The organism is Ferrovibrio xuzhouensis (assembly GCF_042648965.1).
GTDB lineage: Bacteria > Pseudomonadota > Alphaproteobacteria > Ferrovibrionales > Ferrovibrionaceae > Ferrovibrio > Ferrovibrio xuzhouensis.
This window is the reverse complement of sequence record NZ_JBHRYJ010000003.1, coordinates 537,967-560,874: the sequence shown is the minus strand read 5'-3', so window position 1 is coordinate 560,874 and position 22,908 is coordinate 537,967. Positions and strand designations below refer to the sequence as shown.

Here is a 22,908-nt window from a genome sequence, read left to right as displayed (position 1 = left end):
CATGAAACGCGCCCCTCGCAGCCGTCAACGCCATGATTTATATGCGAAATATCACGATTACGACAGCGAAATCAGCGACTTACTTGGAGAATGTGGGGTAAGGTCCACGCCGCGATGATGTCGGATGAACAACGCGGCGCCAATTTCGTCTTCCAGATCGCGGATGCGCCGGCTAATCGTCGATTCTTGGACACCTATCGCCTTCGCTGCACGCCGAAAACTACCGTGTTCGGCGACGACGATTACGTAGCGAAGATGTCGAATCTCCATGGTAGCAATTCACCCTCTCCATCATCGCCATTTGGTGATCAGTCAAAGGCATCGACGCTTAAGCGCAACTTGTTGAGCCAGCAGCCGACCCTGGCGTGGGCTGTCTCCGGTGGTTTGGCACCCTGAGCCTGGTACCCAAATTTGACCGCCCGACAGGGCTTCGGCGAACGGAGCCAACAATCGGGATTTAGCCAACAGGCCGGAAAGCAGCAGGCGCTCGCTCGCCAAAGACGTTGGGCATGAAATCGTCAGCTTCGGTCTCAGGAAATGAGCCGGGCGGCATCGGCAATCACCGGACGCCCCCCAACTCATTGCGCTGCGTCTTGGCGAGCAAGCGCGCGCAGATCGTTGTCCATCATGGGTTGCCGCCGGCACCCCAAGCGCCGGACTGGACGTCATCGACCGTGACCCATGTGACTTGCCGAACCGCTTCGACCTCCACCGAGAGCGCGGCATCGGTGACCTTGCGGATTATCTGCAGCTTTTTGCTGGAGTGTCAGGTAGCCCTCGACGCCTTTGATCTCAGCGAGCGGTACGGACGTTCTCCTTCGCTTCCGGGGATGGTTACGCGGCCCGCTGCCACACGCGGCTCGCAAACATCGCGTCGAGCGGGGTGTGGAGCAGGTGGTTGGCGTAATTGCTGAGCGTCTTCACGGCGATAGCCAGGATGATCTCGAGCACCTGCCGCTCGCTGTAGCCCACCGCGAGGAATGCCTCGACGTCGGCGTTCGCGGGCAGGCCGCGGGTGCGCAGCATGGTGTCGGTGAAGGTGCTCAACGCGGCGAGCTTGGGATCGGGGATCGGGCGCCCGTCGCGGATGGCGTCCGTGACGGGCAGCGGCACCTTGGACATCTGGTCCGCGATGAGGCTGTGCGCCGCCACGCAATAGTCGCAGCCATTGGCGCGGCTGATGGTCAAAAACACCACCTCCTGCTCCGCTGGGGTGAAGCCTGAGTCCTTCCGAAACCGCGCATAGCCGACCAGGTAGGTGTCCAAGAGGCCGGACGCGTTCGCCATGCCGGCATACATGTTCGGAATGAAGCCCAACTGCGCCTTGGCCTTTTCGAGCACGGCCTTGGCATTCGGGTCGGCGGTTTCGAGGGACTGGAAGGGCAGGGACAATTTGTACTCGGCACTCATCGCTCTCTCCTTTGGTTGCTCGGGGAACTATCCCTGGTCTGGAATGAGCGTTCCAAACTGGGCAAAAAAATTAGGCGAGGCGCCGGATCGCGTCGTCGACGATCGCCTGGAGCAGCGCCGGTTCGGGGCGGCTGCGGGACAGGACAGTGAATCCGGCCAGCGAGGCCAGAAGACCCTGGGCGGTCTCGGACGGCTCGATGTGGCGGGCGATGTCGCCGAGCTCTTGGCCCTTTTGGATCATGCGGGCGAAGAACGCCTCGATCTGCATTTGGGCCTCTGCAACGACGCGGCGCGCCTCCGCGTCATGAGCCGCCAGCTCCAGCGCTGTGTTGGTCAGGAAGCAGCCGCGATTGCAGCCCCTCGGGGAGGCGATCTCCGAGAAGGCCAGGAAGATACGGCGGATCGCTTCGCGCGGATCGAAGCGCGCTTCAATAGCCGTCAACATCTTCTCGCGCACAGTCTCGTCATACATACGCAGCGCCGCGAGAAAGAGTGTGTGCTTATCTCCATAGGTCGCATAAAGACTGCCGCGGTTGACGCCCGTGCAATCGACCAAATCCTGCATCGACGTTGCTTCGTAGCCACGGGCCCAGAAGGCTTTCATGATCTCGTCGAGCACCTTGTCGACGTCGAATTGCTTTTCCCAGGGCATATCTCCACTCCTCAAAAAACCATAGGTCATTTAGAACGATCGTTCAAGAAAAATCTCACCGCGTGGAACTTGACCGATATTGGCGAGCCCGATGCGATCTGCATGAAGAGGCATCTCATGGCGCGATGGAGGAGCCCGGTGCGCCAATGGATGGCTGCCTTCGCGCATTCAATCAGATAGCGTTGCCGGTGGACGCCGATCGTGCTCCTGCCGCCAGGGCGTGAATATCCCGATAGGCGTGTCGCTGGATCATCATTGACCGGGCCACGGCTAGCGCCTTGGCCTCGCATTGCGCGCGGACGGACGGATCGCGGATCGTCTCCATGTCCTCCACGTGGGAGATACCGATAATCCTTCGGATCATCTTTGCGCCGGCAAACCCGATCGTGTCCGAGAGGATGGCTCGAAGGCGGGAATTGATCAGCGACGCGGCCATGGATGGCTGCTCGAAGAGCGCGGAAGGAAAGAGCTCGCCGCCGTGTTCCATAACCAAGTATCGCAGTTCGGTTTCGAAGGTCTCCCATATCTCTTGCATCGTCGCGAGAAGCCACTCCTGGTACGACGTCCGATCATTGTAGCTGGTCGCATGCCCGGGCTGACTGAAATAGGCCAGAAGCAGGTTTCCGAAGACCGCTCCTAGATCGAAGCCCATCGGCCCGTAGCGCGCCCATTCCGAGTCGATGATCCGCGTATCCGCTTCGCTTACCATGAGCGATCCGGTGTGGAGGTCGCCGTGGATCAATGCCTCCGTGGAAGTGCGCAACACGAGCTTCAGCTCGGTGGCCGCCAGCTTCAGCTCGTGATCTGCACGCATGGCCGCGACGGCTGCATCGAGGTGGGGCGTCGTCCAGCGATTAAGCGACACAGCGGCATATGGCCCCCTGAAGATCACCTCTTCTGTCGTGGCGCACAGTTCCTCATTGCCTTCGAACCGCGCCATCAATTGGCGCTTGCCGCGGGTACTGAGGAAAAGGTCGGAGGTGAAAAACAGCGTCCGCGCGAGGAACGAGCCGATATGGTCTGCGAGAAGGGGAAAAACGCGCCCCTCCACAAGGCCCTGACGCAGTACGAGGTGCGGCGTCAGATGCTCCATGACAATAATCGCGAGTTCCGGGTCATAATGCAGCACCCGGGGTGTGCGCCCCGGCACAAGACGCGCGTAAATCTGCAGCGTTTCATGCTCGAATCGGACCCGCTCCAGCGGGAAGGGCCAACTCTCGCCGATCACGCGGATATACGGCAGAGCCTGCTTCACCACCACCGATCCATTTGGTCCGGAGGCGGCGAAGACGAGATTCATATTGCCGTCGCTGATTTCAGCGATCAGCCAGTCGCTCGGATCACCGCCGAGGTGTCCAGCGATCTCCGGCAGCGTTGCGAGCAGATCCGGAAGCGTGGCGGGCGTTTGCCTATGGTAGGCACCGCCTCCGAAAGCCTGGCGCGCGCTCGCGCATGTCTCGGCGGTGTCAAACGGCATCATCGCAGAACGCCTCCCAGCGCTGGAAATCCTCCGGCCGGTCCAGATCCCACAAGGTTTCGGGTTCTGACCAAGCCAGGTTCCGCTCCTCAAGGCGCCAACGCGTCGTTTCCATCACTGCTGGACCCCCCCATGCGATGTCTTCGAACACGCGCGCGTCGGGCTGGCGCAGGCCAACGAGGACGTAGCCGCCGTCCTCGGCCGGCAGGAACACTGCGTCTTTGCTCCGCAGGTGGTCCGCACAGAGCCGCAGGTGCGTTGGCGTCAGGGGTGGACAATCGACGCCGATCAGGAGGACGGGAGCGAAAGTCGCCTCCGCGACGAACGCGGCGTGCAAGCGCTCGCCCAGCGTTCCTGTGCCTTGATCGCGCAGCCCGACGGGGTGCTGGCGGGCGAGGTCCGCGAATGCGGCGTGCCTGGAGTCCGGCGCGCACCATAGGTGGACCGGACCGATGGCCGCTGTGAGAGCGATCGCGATTGTCCGCGAAATAAGGCGGCCCTGCAGCCTGGCCGCGCCCTCCGCGCCGAGGCGTGGAATGAGCCGGGTCTTTGCAAAGCCTGGAATGGGCGCCTTTGCGAACACGGCGACGGTGACAGGATCATTGGGGTCAAGGTTCATAGCCATACCGTTTCGCCAGCTTCCAAGGGTCGGCGCCCGCCCAATATTCGAAACGGAGCCGCCACATGAGGAGCATGGTCTGGGCGACGCCATGCTTCTCCCACCGCCGCCCGGACGTCGTCACGCGCGCGCGGAGACACACTGGCCGGCGCAGCTGTTTCAGGTTTCGCGAGAGCGCGATGTCCTCCATCAGCGGAATAGCGGGGTAGCCGCCAACGGACTCGAAGGTGCCGCGGCGCACGAAGATTGCCTGATCTCCCGTGGCGATCCCGGTCAGCCGGGAGCGTACGTTCATCATCACGGCGATGATCGTGAGCAGCCAATGACGGCCCGCGATGCGAACGTCGAACCGTCCCCAGAGCTTGGTGTCCTCGCAGAGGACGGCGCCAAGCAGTCCGTCCGCCCCATCGGGGAGCGCAGTGTCTGCGTGCAGGAACAGGAGCAGCGCACCGCATGACGCGCTGGCGCCCGCATTCATCTGCACGGCGCGTCCGCGCGGCGTGCAAAGCACCAAATCCGCGTGCTGCCGCGCGATCTCCACGGTGGCGTCCGAACTGCTCCCGTCCACCACGATGAGCGTAGCGCCCTGCGCGCGAAATCGGGCAAGCCGCGCCAGCGTGGATACGATTGTCGCCTCTTCATTGAGAGCGGGAACGATGATCGACAGTTTCGCAAGATCGGCCTTGTCGCTCACCGGGCGTGCTCCTTCACCGCGTCGAGGCGGATCAACGGACCGCCGGCATCGGTGGCGTCGGCCGGGTCGTGCGTCACCAGCAATGTGGGAAGGCGGCGTTCGACCACATGGGCGAAGACGAAAGCGCGGAATTCCCCGCGCAGGTCTACGTCGAGCTTGCCGAACGGCTCGTCGAGCAGCAGGGCGCGGGGTTCGGAAAGCAGGGTGCGCAGCAGCGCTACACGTGCTTTCTGCCCGCCGGAGAGGGTAGCGGGGTCGCGGTCGATGAAGTCCGCGAGCCCGGCCGAGGCGAGGGCGTCGGCCGCGGCGGCACGGCGCTCGCGGCGGCTCTTCAACCGTGTACGGGGAAGCCCGAACAAGAGATTGCCGCCGACAGACAAATGAGGAAACAGAATGGCGTCCTGGAACAGAACACCCAGCCGTCGCTCTTCCGCCGGCTTGTGATCAATCACTTCGGCTCCGATCGCAACGCGTCCGCTGCCATCGAAAGCCGCACGATCCATGAAGCCTCCCACATAGGCGAGGAGGGTGGATTTGCCGGCACCGCTCGGCCCCATGATCGTTGCGATATCCCCGGGGGCGATGGCAAGGCAGAGGTCTTGCACTAGGACGCCCAACTGTCCGCTGATCGAGATTGTCACGCCCGCAAGTTGAAGGGCGCCCGGCTGCACCGGCTGTATCGGCTGAAAATTCATCTTGAGAGATCCCGCCGGTTGCGGAAGAGGAGCGTCGGCACCGCCAGAGCGACCCCGTAGGCGAAGAGGGGAAGCGCCGACTGGGCGAGCGCAAGCATGCCGATAATGCGACGGTCCGCGCCGCCGGCGAGCGTGACCGCCTCTGTGGTCAAGGTGACCACGCGACCAGCACCTGCGAACAGCGTTGGCAGATATTGTCCGACGCTGACGGCGAAGCCGACGGCCGCGGCCACCAGAACCGGGCGGGCAAGAAGCGGCAGCTTGACGGCCAGGAAAATGCGGCCCGGCTTCGCACCGAGCGCCGCGGCGCCGGCCGCATAACGCGGATCGAGCGCCCTGAAAGGATCAGCAAGGGACAGGAACACATAGGGCAGCACGAAGATCACGTGGGCCCAGACCACGGCAAACAGCGTGCCGTCCAGGCCCGTGCGGATCAGCAGCACCTGCACGCCGAACAGGAATGCGATCTGCGGCACGAGCAGCGGCACATAGAGGAGCCACAGCGCCATGGTCCCGGGACGCAGGGCTCGACGCTGTTCGTTCTCCAGGCATGCGAGCGTGAGGAGTAGGGCGACGAGCACTGAAAGAACGCCGATCGCGCTCGTGGCGCCGGCAGACGCCAGCGTGTGATCCGCCTGCTTCACCAGGATGTCGATCTGCCAACTCGTGGGGAAAGCATCCGGGAAGCGCCAGGCTTTGGCGACGGACCACAACCCCATCCCAAGGAGGGACAACAGACCCAAGGCGCCGACCACGATGGCGCCTCCGCCGGCGGCGCAGACCAGAAGGCCGCTCAGGCGATCGGAACCGCCCCGTTCGATCCAATGTCGAGCCGCGTTCGACAAGGGGACCTCGGCGGCCCGCCAGGCGACGATACAGAAGATCACGAGGACCAATTGCAGCGTTGCCGCGGCGGCGGCTGGAAAATAAAGCCCGAGATCGTAATCGGCGAACCAGCGCGTGGCCAGCACGGCGAGCGGCGGCGGGCTGCCGGGGCCGAGGATCAAGGCTACATCGACCACTGACAGCGAGAAGGCGAGCACGGCGAAGACCGGCAGGCGGATTTGCGGATAGATCTGCGGAAAGACCGCCTTGAGCCACGCGACGGCCGGGCGCTGGCCGAGGGCGCGCGCGGCCGAAAGCGTCCGGTCGACCGGGACTTGCGCAGAGGCCGCTAGGATCATCAGAACCAGATAGGGCGTCTCCTTGAGCATCAGACCGCCGACCAATGCCAAACCCAAGGGATCCTGTACCGTGACGAGGTCTACGGGCGGCCGGTCGAAGCCCGTGGCCCACGGTGATAGAAGCCGCATTAGCCAACCGCTGGGCATCACCAGAAACGCGAAGCCCAGTGCCATGGCACTATGGGGGCTCGCCAGCAGGGGGGCGAGCCACCGGCGTAGGAACAGAAACATTGGCCTTTGCGCGGCTGTCGCGCAGAAGCCGACGGCGAACAGCAGCGACAGTGCCGTCGCTGTTACTCCCGTCGTGAGTGCGAGCCGCAGCGCTGTAGGAAACCCTGGAGTCGCGAACAGTTCACGCCAGCCATGGAGCGATAGTGACGTGCCGCCGATGGCGACAAAGATCCCGAAGGCCGGCAAGATCGTACACAAGGTGCCGAGCGTAATTGGAACCGCCAGGACAATCAGCGTGATCGCAGGTGAAAGGCGCAGAAGCATGGGCTGCACTCACTTCACGTAGCGCTTTTCCCACGCGTCGGTGATCCGCGTCATCCAGCTTGGATGCGGTTCGAGCAGCGCGCCGCCAAGCTCGGCATTGGTCGGCAAACCGACTGTATCCGCAGGCCGCTGGAACAATTGGCGCTGTCCAGGATCGAGCTTCGCGAGGTCCAGCACGGTGAAGTTGCCCATTGTCTTCGGGTCTTGTGCGCGCGCTTGAACCTCCGGCTGGAGCAGCAGATTCGCGACCACCATGGCCCCCTCTTTGTGCGCGGCGTTATAGGGAATGGCGACGAAGCTGGTATTGCCGATGGTTCCCCTTTCGAGAACGTAGACCCTTGCGCTGTCGGGGAGCGTCCCGTTCTTGATCGCGACCGCAGCGGCAGCAGGATTGAACGAGATCGAGAGATCAATCTCGCCATCACCCAGCAATTGTTCCTGAGCGAGGCCCGTGGCCGGGAATTCGTTGCCGCCGCGCCAAAGATGGGGCTTCAAACGGTCGTACCACGCCCAAAGCGGCGCAGTGACCTCCTGAAAACTCGCGTCGGTCGCGGGCCGTTGTAGAACACTAGGGTCCGGTGCGAATTCATATAAAGCTTGCTTGAGAAATGTCGCGCCCAGGAAATTTCGTACGTTTGGATGGGTAAGGCGGCCGGGATGAGACTTGGCCCACGGCGCCATCGCCGCCATGGAATTCGGCAGATCTTGCAGCGGCGTGCGCGCGCTATCGTAGACAAAGACGATCTGCGCCATTCGCCACGGCGCTTCGAATCCCTCGACGGGTACGGTGAAGTCGATCAGGTTCGAGAGCTTTGTCGTGGTGTCGACGTAACGCCAGTTCGGCAAGTCCGTGGCAAACGGCCCGAACAAAAGGTTCTGCTTCCTCATCGCAAGAAAGTTCGGGCCGTTGATCCAGATCAAGTCAACGGTGCCACCGCTGTCTCGCCCGGCAGCCTTTTCCGCAACGACGCGGGTCACGGCTTCCGAAGTATCCTTGAGTTTCACATGTTCAAGCTTAACCCCGTAACGTCTCGACGCCTCTTCACCGATCCAAGCGATGAAGTCATTGGTCTGAGTGTCGCCGGCCCATGCGTTGAAATAGACTGTTTGTCCGCGGGCCTTCGCCGCGATCTCATCCCAGTTGCGCCGCTCGGCGATCGGCGTATCGGCGTTCGCGCATCCCATCGCCGAGAAGATAATCGCCAGCCCTATCGCAAGGGATTTAAGCCGAAACATGAGTATCCTTTCGCGCGCTGCCGGTCATGGCACGCTTGCGCCGCCGCTTCATGCGCGCTTCAGCCAAGATTGGTCCGAGCATTTCTTCGTGAAAAGCGTCACACCCGATGCAGAGATTGGCGTAATCCCGTCCTGCGGGAGTTGCTGTTCGGCTGCGGCCGACGAAGGCCTCCTCGCTCCAGCCATAGGCGATGCCCATTCGCTCGGGATGTCCCATGGAGATCGCCTCGAAAGCCGGTTCGCCGACAAGCGAGTCCAGAATGTCGGTGAGCCTGTCCTCCAACAGGCTACCGAGAGGAATCTTGGTCTTGACGCAGCACGGATAGAGGTCGCCCGTCGGTTCGATAGAGACCTCCGAGCCCGAGTAGCGGTGCCGGAGAAAATTGAGACCGCCTGACCATCGATTGCAAAAATTATCGGCGAGGGTGGCCGTCGACATCCCGTTCGCCCAAGCCCGTCCCCTCGGCCAGAGCTTGCCGATCCAGCTATCCGGCGTCGCACCGAAAAAGCTGAAAAGAGGGCCGTCCTCGTCGTGCCACTTGCGGGTTTGCGATGAGAGCCCGGACAGCTTCATCCCGGCTCCATTGAACATCGTCGTCAACCGAGCCCTGTAAGCGATCTGCCGATCGACGCCTTTCAGCCCCACATGAAAGTCATCCACGCCGGCGACGGAGATCATATAGACGCCGCGCGAGAGCAGTTCCTCGATGATGGTTTGGGTAAGGAGATCGCCGGTCGTCTGGACAACGAGCTTGACGCCGCCATTTTCCCGGTAACGTGCGACGAGCGCATCGATGAGCGGATAGGTCACGCTCTCGCGCACATCAACCAGAAGTGCTTCCCCGCCGGATAGAACGATCCGCCCAACCTTTTCCACGAACCCACCGTCCGGACCTGGAGAATCCAAATCCAAATAGGTCATTCGATCCGGCAAGTTCGCGACGATGCGAGGAAAGTTGCGAATAGCCTCGTCCACGACGGCTTGCAGGGCGCCCCGTACATAGGGGCGGAACCTGTCTTCGTAACAATGGCGGCACCGGCGATGGCAGGCCCAACTCGTCACCCAATAGATCGATTCCATTCAGACCTCGCTCATAGTCATGATTGCGGATCGGACATGGGGGCGAATGCCCTGATGATCAGATGGTCGAGCGACACGCGGCCGGGACCGTAGGTCATCACCGCGAACGCCATAGCAGCCCAGGGCAAGTGAAAGTTTGCCCAGCCGTCGGGAATGGTGAGTTGGATAATCGCGGTCATGATCAGGATGCCGACGGCGGAAAACCGCGTCGCGAGACCGAGGATCAACAAAACCGGGAGAATGATTTCCCCGGTTCCGGATAAAAAGGCCATCACCTGCGGGGCGGGATAGGAAAGTTCAAACCCGAATAGATGAAGCCGGAATTCTTCCGCAAACAGGTAAACGGCGCTGTCGGACAGGTGCGCGAAGCCGTCCCATTTCGTCAGCCCCGACCTAAAGAACGGTACAGCAACGGCGAAGCGCAGCGCCAACTGCGTGAGCGAAGCCGGGAATCGTGACAGGAGATTGGCGATCCGTTCTATGTATTGGGGGAGAGATGTAAGTCCGTTGCCAATCATGACGTCATCTCCAAGGTCGCAAGGGTGACAAAGTCGATGACCGCGCCTGTTCTTAACAAGCCGATCAAATTGCCACCGAGTTCGAAATCCGCCGCCTCTGACAGTCCGGACTCTGCAGCATCGCCCACGCAGCTCCCGTCGAGGATCTTCGAAATAAACGAATAGCCTCCCGCCGGCAGGCGATGCATCAAAACGTCCGCATCTGGACGAACCACAAGGACGTCCTCCGGCCGCCATTCATCTGGAGGATCGACAGCGCCCGTGCTCTGGTGCGCCAGCCAAATCGATGCGATGGGATGGGGAGAGCGGACAATCCGCGCTGAAGGGTGAAGGACAATTCTTGCTCCGACCAAGTCGCTGACCTGAACCGAGCTGAGCGTCCTGATGTCGAGAGCGACAGCCTCAGCCTCATGGTAAGCTTGTCCCCACGCCACCTCGAGGCGCGCAACATCCGCCAAATAGGGAACCGCAGCCGCAGGTCGGAAACCTGCTATGAATGCAGGAAATTCGTCTCCGTAAGTCATTAGCAAGGGCGAACGAGGCTTGTTGGCCATCACGTAGACGCGCGCCATGGCCTGAAAGAATTCTTCGCCGACAAGACGTTCGCAAACCGGGAAGCGCGCGCGCAATGCCTCAATCAAGCCGACCGTCACGTTGTTGCGGTACACGGCAAATCGCCGCTCGTCCGGCCTCCCATCGCGGCCGCCGACACCAACGGGCGGCGGCGCGGCGGGATCAAGAAGAGCGGATCCAAAGCAATGCTGAATGTCAAAGAGGGTGCGCGACATCGCGGCCCCCTTGCCGAGTTTTCTGACGAGCAGCGCGTAGCAACATGCCTTCGGCCCGTTCGGCCTCGGCGAACAGAACGGGCCAGGCCGGAACGCCGTTGTCCCATTCGATCAATGTCGGGACAGGACCAACTTGATCGAGCACATGCGAATAGAGGCCCCACACGCCGGCGGCGACAGGGGAATCGTGAGCGTCGATCAAGAGACGGTTGCCGGCGTCGTCCACCGTCTCCGCAGAACCGGCAAGATGAATCTCACCCACATGCTGCATTGGAAACGCATCGAGGTAGGCGATGGGGTCGTAGCCGTGGTTGGTGGCGGACACCTCCACGTTGGCGACGTCGAGGAGTAGGCCGCAGCCCGTGCGCGCCGCGACTTCGGCCAGAAACTCTACCTCCGGGATCATGCTCTCGGCAAAGACGACGTAGGTCGACGGATTTTCAAGTAACATGCGACGACCGAGAGTCGCATGGACCCGGTCTATATGCTCGCAGACGCGCGCCAATGCTCCTTCAGTATAGGGCAGAGGCAGAAGATCGTTGAGATAGCCTGTGTCGTGCGTCGACCACGCAAGATGTTCTGAGAACAGACCTGGCTCGTATCGCTCGATAAGCTTCTTCAGCCGCTCAAGGTGCTGGCTGTCCAGCGGCCGGTCAGCTCCGATCGACAAGCCGACGCCGTGCAACGAAATCGGATAGCGTTCCCGGATCGCTTGGAGGTAACGCAGCGGCGGTCCGCCTGCGCCCATATAATTTTCGGCGTGAACCTCGAAAAACCCGATCGACGGCTCTGTTTCCAAGATCGAACGATAGTGTTCAGGCTTGAGGCTGGCGCCCGCATTTGGGGGAACAGCGACGGCGCGGGTAGATGATGGCATGTTGAGTGCGGCCATGGTCTCGTCTGCCGTAAGAGTTGTCAGGAAACGTCCGCGTTGCCACCCGATCAGAGAGAATGCGGGCGGCAACGCGCGGTCAGACGGGCGAACTCGCTTGCGCGGCCGCCGTCAGGCCTTGGGCACGTCGCGAGTCAGAGCTTCCAGCGAACCCGAGCGCCCGTCGGGCAGTTTCATGGTGAGGCAGGTTCCCTTCGGCACGAGCTTCCAGGAATTGCCTTGATAGTCGACCTTGGACGTGCCGGCGCAGGTCGTGCCGGGTCCCGCCGCACAATCGTTTTGCCCCTTCAGAGCGATGCCGAAGCACTTCTCCTTGGCTGCGTCCTGAGCGGCGACTGGCTGTGCGAGGAGCAGGACGGCGGTCGCGAGTGCGCCGGCAAGGCTGGCGGCGGCGGTGAGTTTGGTCGTTGCAGACATTTTTGCTCTCCTAGAGATGTGAGGACGGTGGTGGACGGATAATCTATTCATTTCATCGGGCGTTCAGTTCCTTCGCCGGAACGTCCTTGATTTTCGGCCATTCGATGTTCGCTTTCGCGATATTGCCAGGAACGTCATCGGCCCATTTCTTGGCCGCGTCGGCGTTGACGTTCAAATAGAGGCGTCCGTCGACGACCCTCCACAAGGTGGGGTCTCCATCGAGCTTCTTATCGAAGACCGCACCCATTGCGCAGAAACCGCCATAGGCCGGCGCGTATTTCGCCGGATCTTTCAAAAAGAGATCCTTGTGCGCGGCGGACGCAAAATTGTACCGAGCCCCTTCATACTCGGCCGTGAATTGCTCCGAGCCTTTGAGCGCCTTTCCATCCGTGAAGTAGGCGACCGGATCGTAGCCCTTGAGCATCACGCCGTTCTCATCGGCGTTTAGAGCGACGGTCGTCTTGGACGGTTCCGCCGCGTAGGAATGGGTCATCCCGCCGGAGGCGGCCAGCGCCACGGCGATGACGGATGCCGCGGCGAGACGAAGAACTGCCCGGCGTTGCGGTGATGTTGTGGTCACGTATCTCTCCTCATTTTTGACTACGCCGCAGCTCTAGCCGCCAGTGATGGCGCTGAGCTCAAGCAACGGCATACGGGTTAGTCGCGCGACACAGCGGCGCGTTACACCCGCCATTGCAGCACCGGCGGCAATTGCGCTGGGAAGCGTGCGCGGTGGGTGATGGAAAGAAGGTTTCGTCGCCAAGGCTGTAACGGCTCACCACTTGACGCGACCTACCCCAGGTCGGGTTCAAGTTGCGGATTTTCGTGATGAGGCCGTCTCGCCCGATACGACAACCCGAAGGAGAAAGAACCAAATGTCTTCGATCAGATCATCAAGTGCCCTCGCCATGATGGTGATTGCCGGAGGGCTCACCGCGGCTGCGCCTGCTCTCGTGAGCCCGGCCCTCGCGGCATGCGCGCCGGCGACGGCCCAGTGCGGTGCGGCCAAGAAGAAGGGGGCATGTACCGCGAAATGCGCCCCGATCAAGAAACACCCCATCAAGAAAAAGGGCGCCTGCGCCGCGAAGTGCGGCGCCGCTGAGAAGCCGGCCCCGTGTGCCGCGAAGTGCGGCGCAGCCAAATGACGGATTAGGTCGAGATAGGCTGAAAATCCCGGCTCGGGCGGCGACGACCGCCGCCTGAGCCGTGCGACCGTAGAAAATCATGTCCTCAGGGTGCGCAGGACCCAGAATCCATGTCACAGCAACGACAGACACGCCTCGCCGTGGCGGCGGATATCTTCCTCTCGGTGTTGTCCGAGGCCGCGCGGGACGGGCGCCACGTCATTATAGATCTGATCGGCGATGCGCCCTTCACACAGTTGGCCCACTATCCGGCCGAGGATGTACATGATACGCGAAGCGGCGCACTGTACTTCTACCATGCACACGCGCCCGAAGATCGCGCTGGCGATGAACACGGTCATTTTCATTGCTTCGTCGAGCGGTCGAAACTGACGTCCGCTGCCGCGCCCGTCGCTCGTCCCAAGGCCAAGTATAGCGGCAAGCAATTATGCCATCTGATTGCCATTTCCATCGATCGCAGGGGTGTTCCGGTCGAACTGTTCACAACGAACCAATGGGTGACTGACGAATGGCTCTATCCTGCCGACGAGGTCATTCCCCTGATCGAACACTTCGTCTTCTCGGACGAAGGTGAGATGCCGCTCGCCAGCCGCTGGCTCGCTTCTTTCGTCGCGCTCTACCGGCCGGTGATCGCACAATTGCTCCGCGAGCGCGACACAGCTCTTGAAATCGGCACTGGCGGCAGCACGAGCCGATGTGAAGATCTTCTGCTCGAGATCCCGTCGAGGCGCACAATCGACATCGATCGCCAGATCAGTGACGCCCAACAGGGCGTCTCAGAGACACCATAGAACCCAATCGTACAGGCGGCTCGTTGAGACGCGCACCTGCAGGAGAAGGCGTGGTCACAAGCGAGGGCGGTCGGCGTTGCGGAACAACTCCGCTAGCTTGTCTTCGGTGCCGCGATCCGGCGCCTCCGCCGGTGCCTGCCGCAGCAGCGTCACCGTTTTTGCCAGTTGGTCGACATACCTGCGGCAATGCTTACACATCATCAGATGCAAGCGAAATTGCGCTTTCGCCGACCAACTTAAATCGCGATCGAGATAGGCGTTCGCCATCTCAGTCACTTCACGACAACTGAGCACGACCGTTCTCCAGGGGGTAAATCGAAATCCAGCGGATTTCTGTAAGGAATGAACTCATCATCTGTACGGTCTCGCAACGCAGCTTGATGTTACACTTTTCTCTCTGGGCGCGCCAAATGGCCAGCCGCCGGCGCATCGAGCAAAGTTTCCATGGCCTGACGTATGCGCGAACGGCCCCGATGCAGGAGAACCCGCTGGTTCGCCTCGCTCACGCCGAGGATCAGGCACGCCTCTTCCGGCCCCAATCCTTCAACTTCGCGCAGAATGATGACGCTGCGCTGGGCTGGCGGCAAGGTCTCCAGCGCCGCCCACACATGCTCCAGTATCTGGCGTCCGGCGACGATGCGTTCGGGGGTGATGTCGGACCAACCGCCAGGCGGATCGGCCCACATGCCGTTGGATTTGAAGCGATCGGGATCAACCGCAGGATCACCCTCGACGCCCAAGTCCGAGAAGGTCACGATGCGGCCGTCGCGCACCCCCCGCGTCCGCGCCTTGTTGACCAGGATGCCGAAGATCCAGCTCTTGAGGGATGATCGCCCCTCAAACCCGGACAGGCCCGTAATGACGGCGACCCACGTGTCCTGAACCACCTCCTCGGCTGTCGCACGGCTTCTTACGAACGATCGGGCGAGGCTGATCATGGCGCCGTGAAGGCTGCGCACGAGATACCGGAAGGCGGCCTCGTCTCGCCCGCGCAGGCGGGCGAGGAACGCGTCCGATTCGGTGTCCTTCTTGTCTGTATGATCTTCCCCGCCGCCCATCACTGCTCCCGATTTTTGCCCGGTCTTGAGCGTTTCATTGTCTTGCAACATGCGGGGTTTGCCGCGGGCGGTTCCCTACGGTCGCATCCCGTGCGTGCGTCGAAGAACAGGCACGCCTCGGTCGGCATCGTTTCGGATGTCGCAGCGCCGTAGTGCGGGCAGGTGATGACCCCTCGAGCATCAGAGGAGCGCCGTCGTCATGGTTCAATCCTCACGCCGATGTAACGGCTCCCGCGTTCGGGAGACCTAAGGGCGTGCAGCTCGGTCTCTGCGCTGTTTCCTGAAGGGGGGGCGTGCTGGTGAGAAGCAGCCTGTGACGAGAGGGCGTCGCGCTCTTGGCGCAGTCGATAAGACACGGCGCCGTAAGTCGCGACGCAATAAGGCACGGCAAAAGTGAGCGCGATCTTGGTCCAATTGATTGCGCCTCCGCTGAGGGCCGCATCGCCCTGGTTGATGAGGTTCAGGACAGTGCCGACGAACACGGCGACGAGCAATGATCTGCGCGGAACGCCGGATTCTAACGAGTGGGAAATGAAACGTTCGATCATGGTGTCTCCGAGGTGGCAGACGAATTGTTCATGGCTCGGTTCAACCGTCCAAAGGGGGAAGCGCAGAGTGGGCGATGCTCTCGAGGAGTGCGCGATCATCGGCGACGCGAGCAAGCACACGCGTGGAAATGACGGCCGAAAGCAGGCGCCTCGCGAGATCCTCGCTGGGCTCACAAGAGCGTACGGAACCCTCACGCTGGGCACGTTCTACTGTGCGGCGAAAGCCGTCTTCTATTTCCTTGAGACCGGCCCTGATGTCCTTTCCCAGTTCGGCGTCGAAGGGTGCGACCTCCATGGCGGAGTTCACGAGCAGGCAGCCGCCGCGACGATCGGCGAGGGAGGCGGTGATCAGATCGGCGAAGAAGACGTGCAGCGCCACGAGCGGATCGGCGGCGGCGTCGAGTTGCGCCATCCGGCGGCGGGACGATCGGTCGAGATAGTGCTGCAGCGCGCGAGCGAACAAAGCCCGCTTGTCGCCGAAGGCGTTGTACAGGCTCGCGCCACCCAGCTTCATGTGGGCGGCGAGGTCTCTTACCGAAGTCGCGCCATATCCTCTACGCCAGAAGCACTCGACGGCGGCGTCGAGGACCGCTTCTTCTTCAAAGGCTCGGTGTCGCCCCACGGATCGCTCCTTGCAATGTGAACGCGCGGTGGACGCATCGTCATTGGTTTTTAGATCGGTCGATCTAAAATTACAAGCATCAGCCATCAAGGAGATTCTCATGAATAAGACGCGTCCCATCCTGTCCGCCTTCGTTGGCGCCTTCGCCGTTCTGGCGATGATGCACGCTGGCTTGGCCGCAGAACGCAAGTCATTCGATGCCAAGAGTTTCGCGGCGGCTCAGGCGGCGGGTTCGCCCATTCTCGTAGAGATTTCGGCGAGCTGGTGCCCGACCTGCAAGGCGCAGAAGCCGATCGTCGACGCACTCGCCGAACTGCCGGAGAACAAGGCCCTGGTCATCTTCGAGGTCGACTTCGACAGCCAGAAGCCGGTCGTCCGCGATTTCCGCGCTCAGAGTCAGAGCACGCTTATCGCATTCAGAGGCAAGGTCGAGACCGCACGGTCGGTGGGCGATACGAGCCCCGATTCAATCGGCTCCCTCGTGAAATCGACGGTCGCCAAATGAGAGCGCACGGAAGGAGTCGTCACCCATGAGTGCCGGAGATGGTCTCCTCGCCTTCCTGGCAGGCGTCCTCTCGACGCTGTCTCCCTGCGTGTTGCCGCTCCTGCCTCTGGTTCTGGGCGCGGCGGTCTCGCAACATCGGCTCGGGCCGCTGGCCTTGGCGAGTGGACTTGCGCTGTCCTTCGTGACCATCGGCCTGTTCGTCGCCACCATCGGTTTCTCCATCGGATTGGATGCCGGTATTTTCCGTGCTGTCGCGGCCGTTCTGCTGATCGCCGTCGGCATCGTCCTGGTCGTGCCGCAGCTTCAAAGCCAGTTGGCGACGGCGGCGGGACCAGTCAGCGGATGGGCGGAGCATCGGTTCGGCGGCTTCGCGACAGCGAGCTTGAAAGGACAGTTCTCCGTCGGCCTGCTGCTCGGGGCGGTTTGGAGCCCATGTGTCGGCCCCACCCTCGGTGCGGCTTCCGTTCTCGCTGCGCAGGGCAAAGACCTCGGCCAGGTAGCCATTGTGATGCTGAGCTTCGGCCTCGGGGCGGCGCTGCCGCTGCTGGTGCTGGGCCTTGTCTCGCGCGACGTCATGATGGGATGGCGCGAACGGCTGCTTCGTGTCGGCCGGGGCGGCAGATCGCTCCTCGGGAGCCTTCTCGTCGCTGTCGGTGCACTGATCCTGACCGGGTTCGACAAGCGGCTCGAGACGTTCCTGGTCGATGTCTCGCCTGCCTGGCTCACCCGTCTGACTACGCAATTCTGACCGATCCACCGTAAACTGGAAGGCAAACTATGACGGATCTCATCACCCTATTTCCTCGCCAGCCGGTCCCGGCGCTCGCTGTCGATCTGGCCGGCGGCGGGATTTTTGAGATCACGGCGGAAAGGTCCAGGACGTTCACCCTAGTGGTGTTTTATCGCGGCCTGCACTGCCCGATCTGCAAAGCCCAACTCAAGGAGTTGGAGGCCAAGCTCGATGACTTCGAAACGCGGGGCGTTGCCGTCGTTGCGATCTCGTCGGACACCGCGGAGCGGGCCCAGGAGGCCAAATCGGCGTGGGGTTTGGCTCGACTCCCCCTTGGCTACGGGCTCGATCTCGCGACGGCCCGCCGATGGGGCCTGTTCGTCTCGGCCGGAAGAGGAAAAACGTCACTGGGAATTGACGAGCCCGCCCGTTTTTCCGAGCCCGCGCTCTACCTTATCCGGCCGGACGGTACCCTCTATTTCGGCAGTATCCAGACGATGCCTTTCGCGCGGCCGCACTTCGCGGACATCCTCAGCGCCATCGATTACGTCGTGAAGATCGATTACCCGGCGCGTGGCGAGGTGGTGAGCGTGTGACGCCGCTTGGCGAATTGAACAGACACCCGGCTGACCTTTCGGCGGGCACAGACGTGCCCCCGCACAGACACGGGCGAAACCCTGCCAACCGGCCCATCGGTCGAACTATTCCTGAAGGCCCAAAATGAAGCGCGTTAGAACATCCCGGCGGCTTGGCCCGCGACTGGCCATCGCCGTGGCCATCGCCGCTTCATTGATCGTCTTCGTCGCTATGGGAGGTCCGCGCCTTCTCGATTGGCATGCGCTCGCTCAGTACCGTAGCGCTTGGCAGGGCTGGCTCGGCGTGCACCCGTTCCTGGGCGCGCTCAGCTTCTTCCTCGTCTATGTTGCGGTCACATCGCTTTCGATCCCCGGCGGAACCGCCTTGACGCTGGTGGCGGGAAGCCTGTTCGGCCTCTTGGGCGGAACCGTCATCGTCTCATTCGCCAGCGTAGTGGGAGCGACGCTCGCCATGCTCACGGCGCGCTATCTCCTGCGCCGTGTGGTCGAGGCCAGGTTCGCGCCATTGATGGAGAAACTGAACGAGGGAATCAGGCGCGATGGCGGCCGCTACCTGTTCGGCTTGCGGCTCGTGCCGGTCGTTCCCTTCTTCGCGATCAATGTCGCGATGGGTCTCACCCAGATGCCGGCGCGCACCTTCGCATGGGTCAGCCAGATCGGCATGCTGCCGGCGACCATCATCTACGTGAATGCGGGAAGTGAGCTTGGCTCGCTCCAAAGCGCCGGCGACCTGCTGAGCGGGCGTCTTCTCATGGCGTTCGCAGCGCTCGCGCTCTTGCCCTTTGCTGTCAAAGCCGCTCAAGGGTGGTGGGACCAGCGTGCGCTCTTACGACCATGGCCTCGTCCGCGGACTGCGGACTACAATCTGGTGGTGATCGGCGGCGGTTCTGCCGGGCTCGTGACCGCCTATATCGCCGCCGCCGCCAAGGCGCGCGTCGCCCTCATCGAGCACGGCGAATTGGGCGGCGACTGCCTGAACACGGGATGCGTGCCCTCGAAGGCACTGATCCGCTCCGCCAAGCTGATGAAGGAGGCGCGCTACGCCGAACAATTCGGCCTCAAGGGGGCATTGGAGGCCGACTTTCCGGCGCTGATGGCGCGCGTCAGGCGCGTCATTGCGCGCGTCGCGCCGCACGATTCCGCCGCACGTTACCAAGGCTTGGGCGTAGAGGTGATCCGCGGCTCCGCGCGCCTCACCAGCCCCTGGACTGTCGCGGTCGGGGATCGAACGCTGACCACCCGTCGCATTGTTGTCGCCTCGGGCGCCGAGCCGGCGCTCCCTCCGATTCCTGGCCTTGAGCGGATGGAGCCGCTTACCTCGGAAACTGTATGGTCTCTTGCCACCCTGCCGCGCACGCTGCTCGTGGTGGGCGGCGGGGCTATCGGCTGCGAACTTGCTCAAAGTTTCGCCCGCCTCGGATGCCGAACGGTCCTTCTGGAGGCTGCGCCGCGTCTGCTGGCGCGGGAGGATGAAGAAGTCGGCAAAGCGATGCATTCCATCCTCGCTGCCGATGGCGTCGAACTCCAAGTCGGGGTCGACATAGACCGGTTCGAGCGCGTTGACGGACAATGCACGGTGTTCCTTGGTGATGGGAGCGCTATTCCCTTCGACAGAGTGCTGGTCGCCGCCGGTCGCCGTCCGCGTGTGACCGGTTTCGGTCTGGAAGAGCTCGGGCTTTTGGAGAACGGCCGCCTTGTGGTGGATCGTCGACTCCGGACAAGACTGCCAAGCATTCTCGCCGCGGGCGACGTGATCGGCGAACTCCAGTTCACTCACGCGGCCGGACACTACGCATGGTTCGCTTCCATCAACGCGCTGTTCGGGAACGTCAAGTCATGGACCGTTGATGTCAGCGTCTTTCCGATCGTCATCTATACCGATCCGGAGATCGCCCGGGTCGGGCTGACGGAGGAGGAGGCCCACCGCAAGGGTGTGGCGTTCGAGGTCACGACCTATGACCTAGGGGAACTCGACCGGGCCATCACCGACGAAGCTAATCAGGGCCTCGTCAAAATCCTGACGGCGCCGGGCAAGGACCGGATTCTTGGGGCGACTCTGATCGGCGCGAGGGCCGGGGACATGCTCGCGGAATTCACACTCGCTATGAAAAACGGTCTGGGGCTCAACGCGATCCTGCGCACGATCCACCCTTATCCGGGGTGGATGGAAGCCAACAAGGCTGTCGCCGGGGAGTGGCGTAGGGCGCACACTCCCGCTTGGGCGCTGTCTCTGTCGGAGCGCTGGCTCAAATGGCAGCGCGGATAACGGTCGGGGAGATTCGATTGTGTTCGACCGTCATCTTCTGACTTCGCAGAGAAGGGTGCTGCAAGGTCCCGCCCGCTGGCTCTCGGTACGGGGTGTTAGCGCCGACAGCATAACCTTGTGCGGATTTGTATTCGGGTTGGCGGCGTCTGGCCTGGTGGCCCAACGACTTTACGCAACGGCGCTGGCCTTCATTATCCTGAATAGGATTTTCGATGGACTCGACGGTGCTATCGCACGCGAACGGGGTCCTACCGACCGTGGCGCGTTTATGGATATCGCCCTCGACTTCTTTTTCTACGCCACGGTTCCGTTTGGCTTCGCGCTCGCCGATCCTGCAGAAAATGCCTTGGCCGCATCAGCTCTACTGCTCGCCTTCGTCGGGACAGGTAGCAGCTTTCTGGCATTTTCTGTGATCGCAGCAAAGCGAGGCGTCTCATCGACATCGTACCCCCAAAAGGGAATCTACTATCTCGGCGGCTTGACCGAAGGGGGCGAGACCTTCGTGGCGTTCGCGGCAATGTGCCTCCGGCCGGCGAGCTTTGCCGCCATCGCCTGGGTTTTCACGATCCTTGCTCTCATCACCACGGCGACGCGCTGGTGGTGGGGGTGGCGTATCTTCTCGGAGAGAAAATTATGAGACTTGGCATCGCGCTGTCGTTCGCAGGACTGATCTTCGCAGGAACCGTCCCCACCGTGGCAGCAGGAGACGCGATCGCGATCAGCCGCTTTTCGGATGGCGCACTCAACGCCTGGGAAAGCCGCTCGTTCAAGGGAGAGACGAGCTACACATTCGCTATCGATCCAGAGATCAATTCGGCGGTCCTAAAGGCCGTTGCGGACGCTTCCGCATCCGGCCGCTTCCGAAAGATTAAGATCGATTTGAGCAAAACCCCTTTTCTTAACTGGTCGTGGAAAGTTACCAACATTTTCCCTGGCATTGATGAGCGAACAAAAGCCGGCGACGATTTTCCCGCGCGGATTTATGTCGTTGTCGAGCGCGGCATCCTGGGGACCAGTTCCCTATCGCTCAACTATGTCTGGGCGAGCCAACATCCCGCCGGAAGCCTTTGGCCGAGCCCCTTTACAAAACAGGTTCATCTCTTCGCGATCGACTCTGGTACTCAAACCTTAAACAAATGGGTCCGCCACAAGCGCGATCTTAGGGCCGACCTGAAGAGGGCGTTCAGAGAAGACATCTCAGAAATCGACGCTGTCGCCCTAATGACGGACGCCGACAACCATGGTGGCCGTGCCGAGGCGTTCTATGGCGAGATTTGGTTCAGCACGGAATAGATGAAACGCTCGGCATCAAATGGAAAATTAGTAGGGGGCGATTGCGAAACGCGATGCATATCGTGCTGCTCGGTGGTGGTCATGCACACCTCGAAGTCCTCAGACGGTTCGGACGCCGTCCCCAACCGGGCGTGCGACTGAGCTTGATCACCAAGGGTGCGCACGCGCCATATTCGGGAATGCTGCCCGGCTTCGTGGCCGGTCACTACTCGGCGGACGAGATCCACGTTCCACTTGCGCCGCTGACGCAACGAGCCAACTGCGCGCTTGTGGTAGCAGAGGCTACGAGACTGGACGCTGAACGACGCTCGATTCTGCTCAGCGACGGCCGCGAAATCGCGGGGGACGTCATCTCGATCAACACGGGAGCCGTGACGGATTGTTCCACCGGAACGTCCGCTGAACGATGCGTTGCGGCCAAGCCCATTGATGACTTCGCGCAGGACTGGACGCGGCTGATGGACGTGATCGAAGCCGATCCAACTCTGCGAATTGCGGTCATAGGTGCCGGGGCCGCAGGCGTGGAACTCGCTCTCTCGATCCAGCATCGATTGATGCAGATGCCTTTCGCTGGAGGCCGAATTGCCGAAAGCAGGGTTTCACTGGTTGGTGGCGACGACATCCTGCCGAGTTTTCCCGCCAAGGTAAGGCAACGAGTTGCTCGGCTCCTGCGAGGGCGCGGGGTGACGTTCCTATCCGGGCCTGACATTGAAGTGATCGCGACACGCGGTCTTTCCGGCGCCGGATTTCAACATGTCCTTGTTTGGGCGACCGGCGTGCGTCCTGCGGACTGGCTCACGCGGTCAGGTTTGGCCCTTGACCATGCCGGCTTCGTCGCAGTCGATCGCCATTTGCAGTCGAAGTCTCATGAGGGCATCTTTTGCGCAGGCGACGCGGCTGGCTTGGTGGACGGTCCTCAGCCTAAAGCCGGAGTCATTGCTGTGCGCCAGGGACCGGTCCTTGGTGAGAATCTGCGCCGATATGCTTCCGGTCGGCAGCTTCAGTCCTTTGCTCCCCCAAAGATCTGGCTGAGCCTCATCTCAACAGGCAACCGTTATGCAGTGGCGTCTCGCGGCAAATGGTCGGTAGAGGGACGTTGGACTTGGTATTGGAAAGACTGGATCGATCGGCGTTTCGTCCGGAAATACAAACAATGATCCTCGCAGAGCGATATTCGGACGAAGCGCATGATCGAA

Annotated in this window: 27 protein-coding genes; 8 read left to right on the top strand and 19 right to left on the bottom strand. The window is 61.9% G+C overall.

The window, feature by feature from the left end:
- Positions 1 to 57: 57 nt before the first annotated feature.
- The 15 genes from ACFOOQ_RS16500 to ACFOOQ_RS16430 all read right to left on the bottom strand — a co-directional run bounded on the left by ACFOOQ_RS16500 (position 58) and on the right by ACFOOQ_RS16430 (position 12,738).
- Positions 58 to 270 (bottom strand): LysR family transcriptional regulator, encoded by a 213-nt coding sequence (locus tag ACFOOQ_RS16500; RefSeq protein ID WP_379728651.1) that lies wholly within the window; start codon positions 268 to 270, stop codon positions 58 to 60.
- A 564-nt stretch (positions 271 to 834) separates the two neighbouring features.
- Entirely contained in the window at positions 835 to 1,410 is a 576-nt protein-coding gene (locus ACFOOQ_RS16495; RefSeq protein ID WP_379728649.1) for a carboxymuconolactone decarboxylase family protein, read from the bottom strand.
- Between the two features lie 70 nt (positions 1,411 to 1,480).
- Positions 1,481 to 2,062: a TetR/AcrR family transcriptional regulator gene (locus ACFOOQ_RS16490; RefSeq protein WP_379728647.1), complete on the bottom strand. Its 582-nt coding sequence runs from the start codon at positions 2,060 to 2,062 to the stop codon at positions 1,481 to 1,483.
- A 172-nt stretch (positions 2,063 to 2,234) separates the two neighbouring features.
- Entirely contained in the window at positions 2,235 to 3,542 is a 1,308-nt protein-coding gene (mtnK, locus tag ACFOOQ_RS16485; protein ID WP_379728645.1) for an S-methyl-5-thioribose kinase, read from the bottom strand.
- A complete protein-coding gene (locus tag ACFOOQ_RS16480; protein ID WP_379728643.1) occupies positions 3,529 to 4,158 on the bottom strand; it encodes a TIGR04282 family arsenosugar biosynthesis glycosyltransferase in 630 nt (209 codons plus the stop codon). The genes mtnK and ACFOOQ_RS16480 overlap by 14 nt, the downstream gene beginning before the upstream one ends.
- Positions 4,148 to 4,852 carry a TIGR04283 family arsenosugar biosynthesis glycosyltransferase gene (locus tag ACFOOQ_RS16475; RefSeq protein ID WP_379728641.1) on the bottom strand — a complete coding sequence of 235 codons (705 nt, stop codon included), beginning with the start codon at positions 4,850 to 4,852 and terminating at the stop codon, positions 4,148 to 4,150. Before ACFOOQ_RS16475 ends, ACFOOQ_RS16480 begins: the two co-directional genes overlap by 11 nt.
- Complete coding sequence (locus tag ACFOOQ_RS16470) at positions 4,849 to 5,547, bottom strand: ATP-binding cassette domain-containing protein (RefSeq protein WP_379728639.1); 699 nt, start codon at positions 5,545 to 5,547, stop codon at positions 4,849 to 4,851. The genes ACFOOQ_RS16475 and ACFOOQ_RS16470 overlap by 4 nt, the downstream gene beginning before the upstream one ends.
- Positions 5,544 to 7,226: an ABC transporter permease gene (locus ACFOOQ_RS16465; protein ID WP_379728637.1), complete on the bottom strand. Its 1,683-nt coding sequence runs from the start codon at positions 7,224 to 7,226 to the stop codon at positions 5,544 to 5,546. Before ACFOOQ_RS16465 ends, ACFOOQ_RS16470 begins: the two co-directional genes overlap by 4 nt.
- A 9-nt stretch (positions 7,227 to 7,235) precedes the next feature.
- A complete protein-coding gene (locus ACFOOQ_RS16460; protein ID WP_379728635.1) occupies positions 7,236 to 8,462 on the bottom strand; it encodes an ABC transporter substrate-binding protein in 1,227 nt (408 codons plus the stop codon).
- Positions 8,449 to 9,543 carry a radical SAM/SPASM domain-containing protein gene (locus ACFOOQ_RS16455; protein ID WP_379728633.1) on the bottom strand — a complete coding sequence of 365 codons (1,095 nt, stop codon included), beginning with the start codon at positions 9,541 to 9,543 and terminating at the stop codon, positions 8,449 to 8,451. The genes ACFOOQ_RS16460 and ACFOOQ_RS16455 overlap by 14 nt, the downstream gene beginning before the upstream one ends.
- 17 nt (positions 9,544 to 9,560) lie before the next feature.
- Positions 9,561 to 10,061, bottom strand: coding sequence for a DoxX family protein (locus ACFOOQ_RS16450; RefSeq protein ID WP_379728631.1), 501 nt, complete (start codon positions 10,059 to 10,061; stop codon positions 9,561 to 9,563).
- Positions 10,058 to 10,849 (bottom strand): HvfC/BufC N-terminal domain-containing protein, encoded by a 792-nt coding sequence (locus tag ACFOOQ_RS16445; protein ID WP_379728629.1) that lies wholly within the window; start codon positions 10,847 to 10,849, stop codon positions 10,058 to 10,060. Before ACFOOQ_RS16445 ends, ACFOOQ_RS16450 begins: the two co-directional genes overlap by 4 nt.
- A complete protein-coding gene (bufB, locus tag ACFOOQ_RS16440; RefSeq protein WP_379728627.1) occupies positions 10,830 to 11,741 on the bottom strand; it encodes an MNIO family bufferin maturase in 912 nt (303 codons plus the stop codon). The genes ACFOOQ_RS16445 and bufB overlap by 20 nt, the downstream gene beginning before the upstream one ends.
- A 111-nt stretch (positions 11,742 to 11,852) precedes the next feature.
- The gene (locus ACFOOQ_RS16435) at positions 11,853 to 12,158 is read right to left on the bottom strand and encodes a BufA1 family periplasmic bufferin-type metallophore (RefSeq protein ID WP_379728625.1); all 306 of its coding nucleotides are present in this window, start codon (positions 12,156 to 12,158) and stop codon (positions 11,853 to 11,855) included.
- 52 nt (positions 12,159 to 12,210) lie between these two features.
- A complete protein-coding gene (locus ACFOOQ_RS16430) occupies positions 12,211 to 12,738 on the bottom strand; it encodes a YHS domain-containing (seleno)protein (RefSeq protein ID WP_379728623.1) in 528 nt (175 codons plus the stop codon).
- A gap of 675 nt (positions 12,739 to 13,413) precedes the next feature.
- Between ACFOOQ_RS16430 and ACFOOQ_RS16425 the strand changes: the two genes are divergently transcribed.
- Positions 13,414 to 14,094 carry a DUF6969 family protein gene (locus tag ACFOOQ_RS16425; RefSeq protein WP_379728621.1) on the top strand — a complete coding sequence of 227 codons (681 nt, stop codon included), beginning with the start codon at positions 13,414 to 13,416 and terminating at the stop codon, positions 14,092 to 14,094.
- A gap of 54 nt (positions 14,095 to 14,148) precedes the next feature.
- Here ACFOOQ_RS16425 and ACFOOQ_RS16420 read toward each other — a convergent pair whose 3' ends face one another.
- The 4 genes from ACFOOQ_RS16420 to ACFOOQ_RS16405 all read right to left on the bottom strand — a co-directional run bounded on the left by ACFOOQ_RS16420 (position 14,149) and on the right by ACFOOQ_RS16405 (position 16,409).
- Entirely contained in the window at positions 14,149 to 14,388 is a 240-nt protein-coding gene (locus tag ACFOOQ_RS16420) for an anti-sigma factor family protein (RefSeq protein WP_449265816.1), read from the bottom strand.
- 89 nt (positions 14,389 to 14,477) lie between these two features.
- Complete coding sequence (locus ACFOOQ_RS16415; RefSeq protein WP_379728619.1) at positions 14,478 to 15,203, bottom strand: RNA polymerase sigma factor; 726 nt, start codon at positions 15,201 to 15,203, stop codon at positions 14,478 to 14,480.
- A gap of 146 nt (positions 15,204 to 15,349) precedes the next feature.
- Complete coding sequence (gene nrtS, locus ACFOOQ_RS16410; RefSeq protein ID WP_379728617.1) at positions 15,350 to 15,700, bottom strand: nitrate/nitrite transporter NrtS; 351 nt, start codon at positions 15,698 to 15,700, stop codon at positions 15,350 to 15,352.
- A 40-nt stretch (positions 15,701 to 15,740) separates the two neighbouring features.
- Positions 15,741 to 16,409 (bottom strand): TetR/AcrR family transcriptional regulator, encoded by a 669-nt coding sequence (locus ACFOOQ_RS16405; protein WP_379728675.1) that lies wholly within the window; start codon positions 16,407 to 16,409, stop codon positions 15,741 to 15,743.
- 13 nt (positions 16,410 to 16,422) lie between these two features.
- Here ACFOOQ_RS16405 and ACFOOQ_RS16400 point away from each other — a divergent pair, with 13 nt between their 5' ends.
- The 7 genes from ACFOOQ_RS16400 (at position 16,423) to ACFOOQ_RS16370 (ending at position 22,869) form a co-directional block, all read left to right on the top strand.
- Positions 16,423 to 16,827: a thioredoxin family protein gene (locus ACFOOQ_RS16400; protein WP_379728615.1), complete on the top strand. Its 405-nt coding sequence runs from the start codon at positions 16,423 to 16,425 to the stop codon at positions 16,825 to 16,827.
- Between the two features lie 25 nt (positions 16,828 to 16,852).
- The gene (locus ACFOOQ_RS16395) at positions 16,853 to 17,575 is read left to right on the top strand and encodes a cytochrome c biogenesis CcdA family protein (RefSeq protein WP_379728613.1); all 723 of its coding nucleotides are present in this window, start codon (positions 16,853 to 16,855) and stop codon (positions 17,573 to 17,575) included.
- Between the two features lie 29 nt (positions 17,576 to 17,604).
- Entirely contained in the window at positions 17,605 to 18,153 is a 549-nt protein-coding gene (locus ACFOOQ_RS16390; RefSeq protein ID WP_379728611.1) for a peroxiredoxin-like family protein, read from the top strand.
- Positions 18,154 to 18,277: 124 nt separating this feature from the next.
- A complete protein-coding gene (locus ACFOOQ_RS16385; RefSeq protein ID WP_379728609.1) occupies positions 18,278 to 20,419 on the top strand; it encodes an FAD-dependent oxidoreductase in 2,142 nt (713 codons plus the stop codon).
- A 19-nt stretch (positions 20,420 to 20,438) separates the two neighbouring features.
- Positions 20,439 to 21,056, top strand: coding sequence for a CDP-alcohol phosphatidyltransferase family protein (locus tag ACFOOQ_RS16380; protein ID WP_379728607.1), 618 nt, complete (start codon positions 20,439 to 20,441; stop codon positions 21,054 to 21,056).
- Complete coding sequence (locus ACFOOQ_RS16375; RefSeq protein WP_379728605.1) at positions 21,053 to 21,712, top strand: DUF3047 domain-containing protein; 660 nt, start codon at positions 21,053 to 21,055, stop codon at positions 21,710 to 21,712. Before ACFOOQ_RS16380 ends, ACFOOQ_RS16375 begins: the two co-directional genes overlap by 4 nt.
- A gap of 53 nt (positions 21,713 to 21,765) precedes the next feature.
- Positions 21,766 to 22,869 carry an FAD-dependent oxidoreductase gene (locus ACFOOQ_RS16370; RefSeq protein WP_379728603.1) on the top strand — a complete coding sequence of 368 codons (1,104 nt, stop codon included), beginning with the start codon at positions 21,766 to 21,768 and terminating at the stop codon, positions 22,867 to 22,869.
- The last annotated feature ends 39 nt before the right edge of the window (positions 22,870 to 22,908 follow it).

What these genes read in the sequence shown, in the direction of transcription:
- ACFOOQ_RS16500 (WP_379728651.1), bottom strand. Translation starts at nt 270, where the DNA reads ATGGAGATTCGACATCTTCGCTACGTAATCGTCGTCGCCGAACACGGT.
- ACFOOQ_RS16495 (WP_379728649.1), bottom strand. Translation starts at nt 1,410, where the DNA reads ATGAGTGCCGAGTACAAATTGTCCCTGCCCTTCCAGTCCCTCGAAACC.
- ACFOOQ_RS16490 (WP_379728647.1), bottom strand. Translation starts at nt 2,062, where the DNA reads ATGCCCTGGGAAAAGCAATTCGACGTCGACAAGGTGCTCGACGAGATC.
- mtnK (WP_379728645.1), bottom strand. Translation starts at nt 3,542, where the DNA reads ATGATGCCGTTTGACACCGCCGAGACATGCGCGAGCGCGCGCCAGGCT.
- ACFOOQ_RS16480 (WP_379728643.1), bottom strand. Translation starts at nt 4,158, where the DNA reads ATGAACCTTGACCCCAATGATCCTGTCACCGTCGCCGTGTTCGCAAAG.
- ACFOOQ_RS16470 (WP_379728639.1), bottom strand. Translation starts at nt 5,547, where the DNA reads ATGAATTTTCAGCCGATACAGCCGGTGCAGCCGGGCGCCCTTCAACTT.
- ACFOOQ_RS16465 (WP_379728637.1), bottom strand. Translation starts at nt 7,226, where the DNA reads ATGCTTCTGCGCCTTTCACCTGCGATCACGCTGATTGTCCTGGCGGTT.
- ACFOOQ_RS16460 (WP_379728635.1), bottom strand. Translation starts at nt 8,462, where the DNA reads ATGTTTCGGCTTAAATCCCTTGCGATAGGGCTGGCGATTATCTTCTCG.
- ACFOOQ_RS16455 (WP_379728633.1), bottom strand. Translation starts at nt 9,543, where the DNA reads ATGGAATCGATCTATTGGGTGACGAGTTGGGCCTGCCATCGCCGGTGC.
- ACFOOQ_RS16450 (WP_379728631.1), bottom strand. Translation starts at nt 10,061, where the DNA reads ATGATTGGCAACGGACTTACATCTCTCCCCCAATACATAGAACGGATC.
- ACFOOQ_RS16445 (WP_379728629.1), bottom strand. Translation starts at nt 10,849, where the DNA reads ATGTCGCGCACCCTCTTTGACATTCAGCATTGCTTTGGATCCGCTCTT.
- bufB (WP_379728627.1), bottom strand. Translation starts at nt 11,741, where the DNA reads ATGGCCGCACTCAACATGCCATCATCTACCCGCGCCGTCGCTGTTCCC.
- ACFOOQ_RS16435 (WP_379728625.1), bottom strand. Translation starts at nt 12,158, where the DNA reads ATGTCTGCAACGACCAAACTCACCGCCGCCGCCAGCCTTGCCGGCGCA.
- ACFOOQ_RS16425 (WP_379728621.1), top strand. Translation starts at nt 13,414, where the DNA reads ATGTCACAGCAACGACAGACACGCCTCGCCGTGGCGGCGGATATCTTC.
- ACFOOQ_RS16415 (WP_379728619.1), bottom strand. Translation starts at nt 15,203, where the DNA reads ATGTTGCAAGACAATGAAACGCTCAAGACCGGGCAAAAATCGGGAGCA.
- nrtS (WP_379728617.1), bottom strand. Translation starts at nt 15,700, where the DNA reads ATGATCGAACGTTTCATTTCCCACTCGTTAGAATCCGGCGTTCCGCGC.
- ACFOOQ_RS16405 (WP_379728675.1), bottom strand. Translation starts at nt 16,409, where the DNA reads ATGGCTGATGCTTGTAATTTTAGATCGACCGATCTAAAAACCAATGAC.
- ACFOOQ_RS16400 (WP_379728615.1), top strand. Translation starts at nt 16,423, where the DNA reads ATGAATAAGACGCGTCCCATCCTGTCCGCCTTCGTTGGCGCCTTCGCC.
- ACFOOQ_RS16395 (WP_379728613.1), top strand. Translation starts at nt 16,853, where the DNA reads ATGAGTGCCGGAGATGGTCTCCTCGCCTTCCTGGCAGGCGTCCTCTCG.
- ACFOOQ_RS16390 (WP_379728611.1), top strand. Translation starts at nt 17,605, where the DNA reads ATGACGGATCTCATCACCCTATTTCCTCGCCAGCCGGTCCCGGCGCTC.
- ACFOOQ_RS16385 (WP_379728609.1), top strand. Translation starts at nt 18,278, where the DNA reads ATGAAGCGCGTTAGAACATCCCGGCGGCTTGGCCCGCGACTGGCCATC.
- ACFOOQ_RS16375 (WP_379728605.1), top strand. Translation starts at nt 21,053, where the DNA reads ATGAGACTTGGCATCGCGCTGTCGTTCGCAGGACTGATCTTCGCAGGA.
- ACFOOQ_RS16370 (WP_379728603.1), top strand. Translation starts at nt 21,766, where the DNA reads ATGCATATCGTGCTGCTCGGTGGTGGTCATGCACACCTCGAAGTCCTC.